We start from the raw sequence: 14,415 nt of genomic DNA, 5'->3' as shown, positions 1-14,415 counted from the left end.
CGGGGCCGACCGGTTTCTCAACTGCTGCTGACGCTCTCGCTGTTGACGGTGAAGTTCAGCCCGCCGGACGAGGACGTGATCTCGAAGCCGAACTGGAAGTCACCGATGGTGACGTTTCCGAACCAGCCCTTGGTGTCCTTGATCCACTTCAGGATCGGCAGGACGTTGACGGTGCCGGAGGACGAGTTCGAGGTACGCACGAACGAGAAGACGTCGTTCGAGCCGTTGTTGCCCTTGTAGACGGTCCAGGTGTGGCCGCCCAGGGTCAGCGTGCCCTGCGAGGTGCCGAGCGGGCCGACGGCACCGGTGTAGTTCATCCAGAGCATGATCTCGTACTTGTAGCCCGTGTCCCAGATGTCGTACGACGTGTTGTACGCGCCGGACGACGGGACCGTGACGTTGTAGCTGCTGGAGAGCGAGGACAGCGAGGTGATCGACTTGCTGATCACCGCCTTGGCGTTGGGGTAGGACTTGATGCCGCTGGTGTTGGGGTGGTTGGCCCAGACCCCCCAGTTGGTGCCGGAGTTGGCCCAGATGCACTGGCTGCCGGCGCCGGAGCCCCAGATGTTGTTGTAGAGGGTGTAGCCGTTCAGCGTGGTGTTGCCCCACTGGTCGCAGGAGCTCCAGACGGCGGCCGAGGCCGGGGCGGAGGCGAGGCCGACGGTGGCACCGAGGGCGAGCGCGGGGGCGATCAGGGCCTTGGCGACCCTGCGGAGCGTGCGTGTTGCCATGGTGTCCCTTCCATGGGTGGGGGGAATTGCGGTGGCTACCACGTCCCCGGGCTGAGGACGTGGTCTTCTCCGGCGACGAGGTCAAGCGGCTGCGCGCCGGAGGAAGTCCACAGATCGATGCGGAGCGTTCGGGAGGGCTTCAGGACGGCCTGCGCACCGTCGGGGGTCCAGGAGAGGTCGAGTTCGGCTCCGAAACGGGTGCGGATGCCGTGGAGCCGGCCCTGTGCGAGGGCGGCCGGGAGCGCGGGGAGCAGGACCAGGCGGTCCGGGGTCGACTGGACGAGGGCTTCGATCAGCACGGCGGGCAGGGTGTGGGCGGCGTCGGCGTTGTAGACGTCGCGGTTCGGGTAGTGGGCGCTCATCAGGGAGGCGTGGAAGAAGTCGCCGTCCAGGACCTGGCCGAGGGCGGCGGCGACCCGGTCGCCGTCCCGCAGCCGGGCCGCGATGAGCGCATGGTGGAGGTGCCCGTGAGCCGAATCGTTCTCGGCGCCCCGCAGTTCGAGCGCACGGTGGGCGGCGGCCGCGAGTTCCGGGGTGTCGTACGGGGTGATCTCGTCGAGCGGCCAGACTCCGTAGAGGTGGCTGAGGTGGCGGTGGTCGTAGGTGTCGTCGAGACCGGGCCAGGCCCACTCGGCGAGCGCGCCGTCGGCGTTGATCCGGTGCGGGGGCAGCCGGTCGGCGAGGGCGCGCCAGCGGTCGGCGTCCGGTCCGGGGTGGTAGTCGGCCGCCGTGCGCAGGGCGTGCCGGGCGGCGGAGAGGTCCATCGCCGCGTTGATCGCGCCCCAGCTCGCGTCGGCGGGCCGGTTCTCGGGCGAATAGGAAGGGACGACGACCAGGTGCCCGTCGGCGTCGGTCCGGGTGAGGAAGTCCTCGTAGAACGCGGCGACCTCGGCGAGCGCCGCCGCCGTTCGCGGATCGCGCTCGCCGCGGATCTCGTCGTGGTCGACGAGCGGCTTGAGCAGCCAGTCGGCGCCGGCCGTCCACAGATGCAGGGGGTACTCACGGCTGAAGTGGTACGACAGCCCGGACTCGCCGTCGCTGTGTGCGGGCGCGACCGCGCCGCGGGCGCCGAACACCGCGCGGGCGTTCTCCCGCCAGTCGCCCAGCTGACGCTGGACCAGAGCGGCGCAGGCCGCGCTGACCTCGGGGAGCGCTGCGGCGGCCGCGGAGGCCGTCTGGAGGTTGACGTTGGCGTCGTTGGTGAAGGCGCCGGACCAGGCGGTGTCCCAGTCGCCGGTCCACAGCCCGGTCAGGCGGGGCGGGTTGAGGCCGGAGGCGGAGAGCAGGTGGTAGCGGCCGGCGGCGAAGAGCCGCTCCAGCAGGGCGGCCTTGGCCGGCCGCTTGAGCAACTCGGAGGCCGGCAGTGCGCGTTCGGCCGGTGCGGCGGCCAGGTCGAGGGTGACGCGGGTGTAGGCGGCGCGGTGCGTGTCGAGGTGGCGGGCGAGGAGGGTGTCGTACGACTGCTCGTACGACCGTTCGTCCGCGAGCAGTTCGCGCAGCTCCCGCGCCTCGACGGCCACGTCCAGTTCGCCGGTGTGGCGGCGCACGCGCGTAAGGAGGAGGACGGTGGACACACCGGTGACCCGGACTCCCGGCGGGACGAGTTCGGTGGTACCGCCGGTGACCGCGACCAGGGTGACACCGGTGTAGGCGCGGTCGCTGCCCGGGTAGCGGGCACGGAGGCTGAGCAGGGCGCCCTCGGGGGTGCGGAGGGCGCCGTGGCCGACGCCCAAGGCCTGCGGGGCGCCGGGGAGCCGGTGGTCGAGGGAGATGTCGAGGTCGGCGGTGGCGCTGATCCGCTGCACGATCACGTCGTCCGCGCGGGAGACGAAGACCTGGCTGGTCCGGTCGGCGGTGGTGGCGGTGACCTCGCCGGTGGTGAAGTCGACGCTTCGGCGGTAGCCGTCGGTGCCGCCGGCCGGCGTGCGTCGCACCCGCGTCTGGAAGGCGGGGTGGAAGGGCTGGACCCACTGGAGGGGGCGGCCGTCGGTGAAGCCCTCGGCGGCCTTCAGGTCCCCGGCGAGCAACCGGTCCTGGATGTCCGCGAGTTCTGCCGCCAGGCGTGGCGGACGGGCGTGTTCGCCGCCGTTCGGGCGCACGAGGGTGTGGTGGGTGACGATGACGCGGTCGTCGTTCGGATCGCCGAACACAAGGGCGCCATGGCGGCCGTTGCCGCTCAGGAAGGCGTCCTCCCAGCGGGCGGCCGGGGCGGGTTCCCAGGTGCCGTGGACAGGGCCGGTGGTGGTCATGGCAGCTCCGGTGATCGTCGTGGCTTCAGCACCGCCACTCCGTACCGGCCGAGAACGATCTTGTCAATCACGGTGGAGTCGGTCAGCAGGTCCCTGTGCGTACCGGGCACGGGGACCTTCGCCTCCTCACGGGCATGGTTGAAGAGGAACAGCAGTTCACCCCGGCGGACCGCCTCGACGCCCGTGGGCAGCCCGTCGAGGACCGGACGGACCCCGGCCCCGGCCGCGATCCCGGCGACCAGCTCGCGCAGCGCGGCCGGTTCCGGGAGTGTGGAGACGTACCAGGCGCGCCCGTTGCGCAGTACGGCGGGCAGGCCGTCGAGTTCGCCGCCCCGGTAGGGCACCGTCTCACAGACGCCGGGCGCGGCCTCGATCTCCTCCGACCACAGGGTCCCGCGGAAGCCTTCGCACTCGACGGACTCCCCCGCGTCCAGCGGCCACCACTCGTGCAGGGTGCGGATCCCGAACAGCTCGCGCAGCCGGGCGTCCATGCCGCCGGGGCGGATCCGGTCGTCCTCGTCGGCGATGCCGGTCAGGAAGCCGCTGACGAGGGTGCCGCCGCCGCGGACGTAGGCGAGGAGGTTGTCGACGGCGGCGTCGGTGAGGAGGTAGAGCTGGGGGACGACCACCAGCTTGTAGGAGAACAGGTCGTGTTCGGGGTGGGCGAAGTCGGTGGTGAGGTTCGCCTCCCAGAGGGCACGGTGCCAGGCGTGCAGGACGTCGGGGAGGTCCACCTGCGTCGAGAGCCGGCCTTCGTGGGCACCGGCCCACCAGGAGTGCCAGTCGTGGAGGACGGCGACGTCGGCTTCGATGTGACGGTCGGCCACTTCGGCACTGATGCGGGCGAGTTCGGCACCGAGCTGCCTGACCTCCTGGTACGTACGGCCCTCCTCCCCCGCGTGCGAGACCATCCCGGAGTGGAACTTCTCCGCGCCCTGCCTGGACTGCCGCCACTGGAAGTAGCAGACGGCGTCGGCGCCCCGGGCCACGGCCTGGAGGGACCACTGGCGGTTCAGCCCGCGCGGCTTGGGGTGGTTCACCCCGCGCCAGTTGACCGATCCGGCGGCCTGCTCCATGAGCATCCAGGGACCGCGCGCCTGCGAGCGGGTGAGGTCGTGGACGAGCGCGCCGTGCTGCGCGCCCAGCGGATCACGCGGATCGGGGTAGAGGTCGACGGAGACGACGTCCTCCTCCTCGGCCCAGTGCCAGGCGTCCTGGCCGATCCACAGCGGCATGAAGTTGGTGGTCACCGGGATGTGCGGGGTGTGCCGGGCGACGATGTCGCGTTCGGCGGTGTAGCACTCCAGGAGCATGTCGGAGGTGAAGCGGCGGAAGTCCAGCACCTGGGTGGGGTTCTTCAGGTAATGGGCGTGGCGCGCGGGCAGGATGCCGTCCCAGGTGTCGTATCCCTGGCTCCAGAAGGCGGTCCCCCAGGCGGTGTTGAGGGCGTCGAGGGTCCCGTAGCGCTCACGCAGCCAGCGGCGGAAGGCGGCGGCCGCCTCGTCTCCGTGATCGAAGGTGCAGTACTCGTTGTTGATGTGCCACATGGTGAGGGCGGGGTGGCCGCCGTAGCGGGCGGCGAGGTCCTCGGTGATGGCGGCGGCGTAGCGGCGGTAGGTGGCGCTGGAGTGCGAGAAGTGCTGGCGGCCGCCCCACCACTCGGTGCGGCCGTCGGCGTCCCGGGGCAGCGTGTCCGGGTGCAGCCGCCCCAGCCACGGCGGCGGGGAGGAGGTCGGGGTGGCCAGGACGACCCCGATGCCGTTCTCGTGCATCAGGTCCATCAGCCGGTCCAGCCAGCCGAAGTCCCGTTCCCCCGGCTGGGGTTCGAGCTTCGCCCAGGAGAAGACGCCCATGGTCACGGAGTTGACGTGGGCGGCCTTCATCAGCCGGACGTCCTCGTGCCAGGTCTCCTCGGGCCACTGCTCGGGGTTGTAGTCGCCGCCGAAGAGGATGCGGCCGCGGGTGGCGTCGGAGAGTCTCGGCGGCCTCTTGCCTGCGGTCATCGGACCGGCTCGCCGTACTGGACGCCGCGTCCGTTGGTGGCCAGGTAGACCCGGCCGTACACACGCGGGTCCCCGGTGACGACCTGCCCGGTCCAGCCCCACTGGTGCTGGTCGTCGTTGATCCGGGCCCAGGTCCTGGCCTCGTCATCGGAGCGGTGGACGGCGGTGATGGCCTCCGTGGAGCCGACCAGGTAGACCGCCGGGTAGTCGGCGCCGGGCGCCGCCTTGCCGAAGCCGAGGGTGTAGGAGGCCCAGCAGCTCACGACCTTGGCGAAGGTGACACCCCCGTCGGTGGACCGGTACAAGCCGTTCCACTTCACGCTCAACCACAGGTCACCGGACCGGCCGGGCGCCGCGACCAGCTGGAACTGGCTGTCCCCGGCGGGAAGCCCGGTCGCACGCGCGGTGAACGTGCGGCCACTGTCAGTGCTGGCTTGTAGCGTTCCAGTGTCGGTGTCGTACGCGTAGAAGAGCGTCGGGTCGGCCGGGTCGGCGACCGGCGTGGCGCCCTTCGGGAAGGAGGAGATCTCGGTCCAGGTGGCGCCGTTGTCGTCCGACCGGTGGGCGGGGTACTTGGTCCCGTCCCAGTGCACGAAGGACCACAGCAGCGCGCTGCCGTCGGCGTTCGTGGCGATCGGCCCCGGGGCGTCGTGGGCGAGGGAGGGCTGGGCTGCGAAGGGCGCCCAGGTCCGGCCCCCGTCGTTCGAGTACGCGCCGTTGCCGTTGTCGCCCCAGCCGGTGCGGACCACGTACGCCGGCCTGCCCGCGGCCTGCGCGAGTCCCGTCGCCGACCCGAACACGGGGTTCGCGGCCATACCGCGGGACGGAGACGCGGTGAGCCGCTCGTGGTACATCACGCCGATGTCCCGCGAGCCGCTCAGCAGGTGTGCCTCCCCGACCGGGGGCGACACCAGCTGGACCACGGACGTCTCCTCCAGGCCGCGGATCTGCGGGGCCCAGTGGACGAGGTCGCGGGTGCCGTAGAGGGTGGCGCCGGTGCCGTAGACGACGTGCCGCGAGTCGAAGGGATCGACGGCCACGGCCTGGATCCACCACCCGAACTTGGGCTGGTCGCCGCCCCACTTCAGGAAGGGAGTCTCGGACACGTCGAAGACGGCGGTGTCCTTGAGGGACGTCCAGGTGCGGCCGCCGTCCGTCGTCCGGTAGAGGGTGTCGACGGCCGCCCAGCGGTTGTTGGTGGAGACGACGACGGTGCCGGGGCGTCGGGCGTCGACGGCGACCCCGCCGTAACCGAAGGTGTCGCTGCCGCCGGGCACGGCCGGGGTGACGTCGGACCACCGGCCGCTGCCGACGGCCAGCTTGTGCACGCTGCCGTCCGCCTGGCCGCCCGGGCCGGGGGCGTCGGCGTACGTCACGTACAGCTCCCGGGCGTGGCAGTCGTAGGCGGCGCGGACCGGGACCTTGGCGGCGGTGCCGGTGGGCCGGCCGGGTACGGCCTCCCAACTCGCCCCGTCGGAGGTGCGGTAGAGGTTGACGGCGGTCGCGCCGCCGTCGCCGTCGGCCCAGCCCGCGTAGACGGCACGGCCGACGGCGACGAGGAGGCTGACGCCCTGGCCGGAGGCGGAGGGGGTGGCCGGGAAGCCGGGGGCTGCCGCCCAGGTGGCGCCACGGTCCGTGGACCTGAGCAGTCCGTCGTGCCGGGTGCCCAGCCACAGGGTGTCGCTGTCCCGCGGGTCGACGAGGAGACGCTCGCCCATGCCGCGGCCGTCCTCGTTGGCGCCGAGCTTGACGGCGAGGTCGGTGCGGGTCCAGGTGGCGCCGCGGTCGTCGGAGCGCAGGACGGCGCCGTTGCCGGCCCAGGACTGGGCGTAGGTGCCGAGGGCGAGGTAGAGCCGGTCCGGATGGGCGGGGTCGACGGCGAGGGCCTCGACACCGAGGAGGTTCCAGTCGTCCCAGCCGAGCTGGTCGGTGAGCGGGGTCCAGCGGGCGGCCCGGTCGTCCCAGCGGTAGGCGCCGCCGATGTCGGTACGGGCGTAGGCGAGACCGGGGGTGGCGGGGTGGAAGAGGACGCCGGTGACGAAGCCGGTGCCGCCGATCACTGCGTTGCGCCAGCGGTACGCCTGCGGCTGGGGCTCGGCCGCGTGGGCGGTGGCGGTGAGGGTCGGCAGAGCGGTGAGGGCGGTTGCTGCTGCCGTACCGGCGAGAACGGTTCTGCGGCTCAGGGTGGGCATGGGGAACCTTCGGTGGGCGTGGGTGGGTTGGTGGTCCGGGGTGGGGGCTGGGGCGAGGGGGTTTCACTTGCCCGCGCTTGCGGGGTGCCGCTGCGCCCACCCGTGCCGCCCTGGGGGTCCCCCCTCTGGGGGAGGCACGCATGCCCGCAGCTACGACGAGCCCCTTCAGGGGCGCTGGGGGTACCCCCGGCCGAAGGCTGGGGGAGGAACTGCGCGACCAGCCACGAACCACCCGCAGTCGCCGACGCTCCCCCGCCGCCCCCTTCAGAACGCGCTGTCGGCTACCCCTTGACCGCCCCCGTCAGCATCCCCTTCTTGAAGTGCTTCTGGACGAACGGCGACAGGACAGCCACCGGCAGCAGCGCCATCACCATCACCGCCATCTGCACCGCGAGCCCCGACAGCTCACCCGTCTTGATCGCCTGGGCCATCCCCACCGGGGCCTCCTGCTTCTGGACCAGCTGGATCATGACGTTCTGCAGCGGCATCATGTCCTGGTTGTTGAGGTACAGGGACGCGTTGAACCAGGCGCTCCAGTACCCGACCGCGTAGAACAGGGTGATCACGGCCAGCACCGCCCGCGACAGCGGCATGACGATCTGCCAGAGGATCCGGAAGTCGCCGGCGCCGTCGATGCGCGCGCTGTCGATGAGTTCCTGCGAGATGCCCATGAAGAAGCCGCGCAGGACAAGGATGTTGAAGACGCTGACCGCACTGGGGAGGATCAGGGCGAGATAGCTGTCGGTGAGGCCCAGGGACTGGACCAGCAGGTACGTCGGGATCAGGCCCGCGCTGAAGAACATCGTCGCGAGCAGCAGCATCAGGAACCAGCGGTGGCCGAGGGAGCCGATGCGCGAGAGGCCGTAGGCGCACAGGACCGACACGGTCATCGAGAAGAGCGTGCCGACCAGGGCGATCCCGATGCTGATGATCGTGGCCCGGGTGACCTGGCCGCCGCTCAGCAGTTCCCTGTAGGCGACGAAGGTGATGCCCTTGGGCACCATCACCAGGCCCCCGGCCTGGTCGATCGTCTTCCGTGAGGAGAGGCTGGTGACGACGACGATCCACAGTGGGAAGAGGATGCCCAGGCAGGCCAGGGCGAGGACGAGTCCCTTGCCGGTCACTCCGGCCTTGCTCGGTTCCTCCTCCCAGACCGGGCGGGGCGGGGCGGCCCACCGGGACGGTTCCCGTACGGGCGGCTCGTCGATGACGGCGGTCACTTCTTGTACACCCCCTGCTCGCCCATGAGATGGGCCACCTTGTTCGCGGCGAGGACCAGGCCGATGCTGACCACGCCCTTGATGAGGCCGGCGGCGGCCGCGTAGCCGAAGTCCTGGTTGCGGACGCCGTTCCACCAGACGAAGGTGTCGAGGACATCCGAGGCCCCGGGGCCGACGGCATCACGCTGCAACAGAATCTGCTCGAAACCGACCGTCAGCGCGTCACCCACCCGCAGCACCAGCAGCAGGGCGATCACCGGGCGCAGTGCGGGGAGCGTGACATGCCACATGCGGCGCCAGCGGCCCGCCCCGTCCATCGCCGCCGCCTCGTAGAGGTCCGGGCTCACGGACGCCAGTGCCGCCAGGAAGACGATGATCCCCCAGCCCGCGTCCTTCCAGACGCTCTCCGCCGTGACCAGGAACTTGAAGGTCGACGGGTCGGACATGATGTTGATGCCGTCGTAGCCGTGCTGGCGCAGCAGCTGTGACAGCAGGCCCGCGCCGCCGAAGATCTGCTGGAAGACGGAGATGACCAGCACCCAGGAGAAGAAGTGCGGGAGGTACAGGACCGCCTGCGCGATCGCCCGCACCCGGGGCCGGACCACGCTGTTGATGAGCAGTGCGAGCGCGATCGGGATCGGGAAGAACAGCACGAGTTGCAGGAAGAACAGCACCAGGGTGTTCTGCACCGCGTTCCAGAACGCCGAGTCGGCGAAGATCTGCTGGAAGTTCTCCACGCCCACCCAGGCGCTGTGCAGCATGGAGACGATGCCGTTGTCGCTGACGTACGGGTCGTAGTCCTGGAAGGCGACGATGTTGCCGAGGATCGGCAGGTAGTTGAAGACCAGGAGCAGCAGGACCGCCGGCAGCGTCATCAGGATCAGTACGCGGTCGCGTCTGAATCTGAGGCGCAGGCTCAGTTTCCCGGTGCTCCCCTTCTTCCGGGTTCCGGTGGTGCCGTCGGACGCCACCGGAGTCCTCCCCGCTCTGTCGTCTGCCTCGGCCCTGCTGCGAGGCACCGTGCTGTGGGACACGGCCGTTCTCCTTGCCTCGGTGCCTGGTCAGCTCGCGGACGAACCGTTGTCGTCGAGCAGCTTCTGGTACCAGTCGCGCACCTTGTCGCCGCCCTTGCTCTTCCAGTCGGCGACGGCCTGCTGCATGTCGCTGATCTTCTTGCGGCCGCGCGTGATGTCGTCTTCCAGCGTCTCGAAGTTGTCCATGAGGTTGGCGTAGCGGGACGGCTCGGTGATCATCTGGCCGAAGAAGCTGGACTTCTTGGTGAAGGAGCCCATCCGCTGCTGCCACTCCACCTGGGCCTTGGCGACCTCGGGGAAGTCGGGGTGGGCGATGGTGGAGGCGGGGCTGGCGACCATGACGTAGGCGTTGATGACCTCGTTGTTGCCCTGGGTGGTCTTGGTGGGCACACCGTTCTTGACGGTGTAGTGGGTGCCCTCCACGCCGTAGTTGGTGGCCATGTACTCCTTGGTCCCGTACGGCGCGGCGGTGGTGTTGGCCACGGCCAGCACGTCGTGGATCACGGACTCCGAGGCCTTCTTGTTGACGAAGGCGAAGATGCCGGCGGGCTGTTCGGCCCAGACCTGCGGGTTGCCGCCGTCGTGGGCGTAGACGTCCATGCCCCAGATCTTGTAGTCCGGGTTCTGGGTGGCCTGTTCGGCGGTGCGGCTCCACCACTGGCTGATGTCGTTGGGGTAGATCAGGAACTCGCCGGCCGCGAACTTGGGTCCCGCGTCGGGGGCGTTCTTGCCCAGCATGGCGTCGGGGTGGACGACCCCGGCGGCGAAGAGCTTGCGGGTCCACTCCAGCGCTTCGAGGTATTCCTGGGTCTCGATGCGGTTGATCAGCTTGCCGTCGACGAGGTTCCAGCCGAGCGGCTTCTCGCTGCCGGAGAGCACGCTGAACATCTGCCAGGCGGTCCACTTCATGTCCATGCAGGCCCAGCGCTTGGCCTTGGCGTTGGTGATCTCCTTGGCCAGCGCGAGGAACTCGTCCGCCGAACGCGGAACCTGGTAGCCCTTCTTGTCGAAGATGTCCTTGCGGTAGAAGGGCACGATGTTGGTCACGTACGAGGAGGGCATCGGCAGGCCGCGCAGCTTGCCGCCGAAGATGCAGCGCCGCCAGGCGTCGGTGGGGATGGCGGCGAGGTTCGGGTAGTCCTTGACCTTGTCGCCCGACAGGTAGGGGCCGAGGTCGGCGAACTTGCTGATGATGGCGGTGGGTATCTTGCCGCCCATGTTCCAGTTCGGGACGACCACGACGTCCGGTACGTCGCTGGAGGCGAGGACCGCGCCCAGCTTCTGGTCGTAGGTGTTGCCGTCCTGGTTCTGCCACTCGACGTCGACGCCGATCATGCTGTTCATCGCCGTGTAGTAGGCGTTGTCCTGCTTCGGCGGGGAGCCCCAGAACGGGGCCATGATGGTGACCTTGCCGCCCTTGCCGAGCTTCTTCGGGACGGAGGTCTTCAGGGTCGCCAGGTCGAGCTTGCCGGTGAAGCCGATCGAGGAGCCGTTCTTCGACGGGATGTCCGGGGTCACCACGTTGTTGGCGACGTAGGACGGCAGCAGCTTCTTCGTGTCCTTGCCCGAGGAGGAGCCCCCTCCCGACCCGCTGTCCGACCCTCCGCAGGCGGCGAGCAGCGGCATCCCGCCGGCCACCGCTGCGGTGGCGACTGCCGTGGAGGCGAGGAAACTTCTCCGGCTCGGCCCGGAGGGGGCGGAAGCGGCGTTCGGCGTCATTGCGTCAACCCTTCATGGCGCACCAGGACACCCGGCGGTGGCCGTCGGCTGCGGTGTCTCGAGTGGAACTGGCTGAGCTGAAGCGGTCCCCCGACCCATGTCCCACGGCCCCTGTCATGCGTCCCTGGGGCGAACTGGCTAGTCGAAGCGCTTCGATGTTGCTGCGAGGTTAAGTGAACACCCGGGGGTGCACAAGGGTCGCTCCCAAGATTCCTCCGAGGCACCGGGGATGACCTCTGGGTATGCGGCGCTTGAAATAACGGTGTGCATCCCTTGACACCCACCCCTGCGTCGAATGAGCATCGAAGCGCTTCGAAAGCTCCTCGCCGCTCCATCCCAAGGGGAACCGCACGTGACCGCACAAACGCCGCCTACGCCGCCTTTCCGCGATGCGCACCTGCCGTTCGCGAAGCGCATCGACGACCTGCTGGCACGGCTCACCCTGGACGAGAAGGTCTCCTTCCTGCACCAGTTCGCGCCCGCCGTCGAGCGTCTGGACATCGCGGCCTTCCGCACCGGCCAGGAGGCCCTGCACGGGGTCGCCTGGATGGGCCCGGCGACGGTGTTCCCGCAGGCGGTGGGGCTCGGCGCGACCTGGAACACCGAGCTCGTACGCCGGGTCGGGGAGGCCGTGTCCAAGGAGGTCCGGGCGATGCGCGCCCGCGACGACCGGGTCGGCCTCAACGTCTGGGCCCCTACGGTGAACCTGCTGCGCCACCCGCTCTGGGGCCGTAACGAGGAGGGCTACTCCGAGGACCCGAAGCTGACCTCCGCCATCGCGACCGCCTACACCCGTGGCCTGCGCGGCGACCACCCGGTGTACTGGCGCACGGCCCCCGTGCTGAAGCACTGGCTGGCCCACAACAACGAGACGGACCGGGCCACTTCCTCCTCCTCGGTCCGCCCGCGCGTGCTGCACGAGTACGACCTGCGCGCCTTCAGGGAGACCGTGGAGGCGGGTGCGGTGGCCGGGGTGATGCCCGCCTACAACCTGGTCAACGGCCGCCCCAACCACGTCTCCCCGTACCTGCGCGAGCAGCTGCGCACCTGGACCGAGGAGGACCTGCTGGTCTGCTCGGACGCCGGCGCACCCTCCAACCTGGTCGACCACGAGCACTACTTCGACACCCACGAGGAAGCCACCGCGGCCGCCCTTCTCGCCGGTGTCGACAGCTTCACCGACCACGGCACGGACGGCTCTCAGATCGTCGCGCGGGTCGAGGGGGCCCTGGAGCGGGGCCTGTTGACGGAGGCCGACATCGACACGGCGGTCCGCCGCCAGCTCTCGGTCCGGTTCCGCCTCGGCGAGTTCGACCCGCACTACGACCCGTATCCGAGCACCGCGGAGTTCGACACACCGGCGCACCGCGCCCTCGCCCAGGAGGCCGCGGAACAGGCCGTCGTACTTCTCAAGAACGACGACGACCTGCTGCCGCTCGCGCCCGACACCCGGATCGCCGTGGTCGGTCTGCTCGCCGACGAGTGCAAGCTCGACTGGTACAGCGGCACCCTGATCCACCGCTCCACCCCGCTGGAGGGGCTGTACGAGCGGTTCGGCGCGGAGCGGGTGGAGTTCGCGGAGGGCGTGGACCGGGTCCGGCTGAAGCTGGCCGACGGCACCTTCCTGCACGTACCGGCCGCGCCCGAGGTCGCCGACGAGGCGCGCGGCGCGGAAGGCGCCCTGGATCCGGCGCTGCTCGCGGGCCGCACCGACCTGCCCCCGCTCACCACCGACGCGACGGGCACCGAATTCGCCCTCGTCGACTGGGGCGAGGGGGTGCTGACGCTGCGCGCCCCGGACGGCCGCTACCTCTCGGTCGCCGACGACGGTTTCGTCCGCGCCGCCGCGGACCAGCCCGGCGGCTGGGTCGTCCAGGAGACGTTCCGCCTGGAACCCCACGAGAACGGTCACCTCCTCCGGCATCTCGGCACGGGTCGCCACGTCTCTGTCGCCGCCGACGGTGTGAGGGTTGCCGCCGAAAACGCTTCCATCTTCGAACTGATCATCGTCGAACGGGGTACGGACGCCGTCGCCAGGGTCGCCGCCGCGGCCGACGCGGTCCTGGTGGTCGCGGGCAACGACCCGCACATCAACGGCCGCGAGACCGAGGACCGTACGACCCTCGCGCTGCCCCCGCAGCAGGAACGGCTGCTGCGGGCGGCCCGCGCCGCCAACCCGAGGACCGTGCTGGCGCTGACGTCGGCCTACCCCTACGCGGTGGACGTGGCCCGCCTCCCGGCCGTGCTCTGGACGGCCCACGGCGGCCAGGCGGCCGGCACCGCCCTCGCCCGTGTCCTCGCCGGTGACGTCTCCCCCGCGGGCCGCCTCCCGCAGACCTGGTACGCGGCCGACGCCGACCTTCCCGACCTCCTCGACTACGACATCCTGGGCGCCCGCCAGACCTACCTCTACTTCGAGGGAACCCCGCTCTTCCCGTTCGGCCACGGGCTGTCCTACGCGTCCTTCTCCTACGCGGACCTGACGACCGCGGTGACGGACGGGACGCTCCGGGTGGCCTTCACGGTCGCCAACACCGGCGATGTGACGGCGGACGAGGTGGTCCAGCTCTACACCCGGGCCGTCGAACCGTCGTCGATCCGCCCGCGCCGGGAGCTCCTCGCCCACCGCCGCCTCACCCTCACCCCCGGCGAACGGGCCGAGGTGACCTTCGAAGTCCCGCTCTCCGCCTTCGAGTTCTGGGATGTGGCACACGGCCGGCGGCGCCTGGAGCACGGTCCGTACGACGTACTGGTCGGTGCGTCCAGCGAGGACGTCCGCCTGCGTACGACGCTGACCCTGGACGGCGAGCAGGCGGCGCCGCGGCCTGCCGCCGAACGCGGCCTGGAAGCGGCGGACTTCGACGAGCAGTCGAACATCGCGATCGTGGACCGTACGAGGACGGAGGGCGACGCGGTCACGCCGCAGGGCGACGGCTCCGGTGAACTCGTCTACCGGGACTGCGACTTCGGCCGGGGGGTGACGGAGGTGACGGCTCGGGTGTCAGGCACGGGCACGCTGGAACTCACCCTGGACGGCGGCCCGTCGCTGGCGGAGCTGAAACTCACCGACCCGACGCCGGACGCATACACGTACACCTCGCTGACGGCCCCCCTCGCCACCGAGGGCGTCCACGACGTCCACCTCAGACTGCGCGGCCCCCTACGGCTCGCGCACGTCGACTTCTCCGGCTGAGGGTCCGGAGCGGTCGGCACGGAGAACGGCCGCAGCCCCCGCACAGTGGGCTGCGGCCGTTCTGTCTCTCTGCG

Annotated in this window: 8 protein-coding genes; 1 reads left to right on the top strand and 7 read right to left on the bottom strand. The window is 70.5% G+C overall.

What is annotated here, in order from left to right; translation table 11 throughout:
• Window positions 1-17 precede the first annotated feature (17 nt).
• The 7 genes from ACIRR9_RS45415 to ACIRR9_RS45385 form a co-directional block, all read right to left on the bottom strand.
• A complete protein-coding gene (locus tag ACIRR9_RS45415; RefSeq protein ID WP_403764888.1) occupies window positions 18-731 on the bottom strand; it encodes a hypothetical protein in 714 nt (237 codons plus the stop codon).
• A 35-nt stretch (window positions 732-766) separates the two neighbouring features.
• The gene (locus ACIRR9_RS45410; RefSeq protein WP_403764886.1) at window positions 767-2,980 is read right to left on the bottom strand and encodes a glycosyl hydrolase family 95 catalytic domain-containing protein; all 2,214 of its coding nucleotides are present in this window, start codon (window positions 2,978-2,980) and stop codon (window positions 767-769) included.
• Entirely contained in the window at window positions 2,977-4,983 is a 2,007-nt protein-coding gene (locus ACIRR9_RS45405; protein ID WP_403764884.1) for a beta-galactosidase, read from the bottom strand. The genes ACIRR9_RS45410 and ACIRR9_RS45405 overlap by 4 nt, the downstream gene beginning before the upstream one ends.
• A complete protein-coding gene (locus tag ACIRR9_RS45400) occupies window positions 4,980-7,175 on the bottom strand; it encodes a 1,4-beta-glucanase (protein ID WP_403764882.1) in 2,196 nt (731 codons plus the stop codon). The genes ACIRR9_RS45405 and ACIRR9_RS45400 overlap by 4 nt, the downstream gene beginning before the upstream one ends.
• Before the next feature lie 281 nt (window positions 7,176-7,456).
• The gene (locus ACIRR9_RS45395) at window positions 7,457-8,395 is read right to left on the bottom strand and encodes a carbohydrate ABC transporter permease (RefSeq protein WP_403764880.1); all 939 of its coding nucleotides are present in this window, start codon (window positions 8,393-8,395) and stop codon (window positions 7,457-7,459) included.
• Entirely contained in the window at window positions 8,392-9,429 is a 1,038-nt protein-coding gene (locus ACIRR9_RS45390) for an ABC transporter permease (RefSeq protein ID WP_384573246.1), read from the bottom strand. The genes ACIRR9_RS45395 and ACIRR9_RS45390 overlap by 4 nt, the downstream gene beginning before the upstream one ends.
• 27 nt (window positions 9,430-9,456) lie before the next feature.
• Window positions 9,457-11,148, bottom strand: coding sequence for an extracellular solute-binding protein (locus ACIRR9_RS45385; protein ID WP_403764878.1), 1,692 nt, complete (start codon window positions 11,146-11,148; stop codon window positions 9,457-9,459).
• Window positions 11,149-11,500: 352 nt separating this feature from the next.
• Between ACIRR9_RS45385 and ACIRR9_RS45380 the strand changes: the two genes are divergently transcribed.
• Complete coding sequence (locus ACIRR9_RS45380; protein ID WP_403764876.1) at window positions 11,501-14,341, top strand: glycoside hydrolase family 3 C-terminal domain-containing protein; 2,841 nt, start codon at window positions 11,501-11,503, stop codon at window positions 14,339-14,341.
• Window positions 14,342-14,415: the final 74 nt, after the last annotated feature.

It is taken from the genome of Streptomyces sp. NPDC101234 (genome assembly GCF_044767525.1).
Lineage (GTDB): Bacteria > Actinomycetota > Actinomycetes > Streptomycetales > Streptomycetaceae > Streptomyces > Streptomyces sasae.
This window is presented reverse-complemented; position numbering and strand designations above follow the sequence as displayed.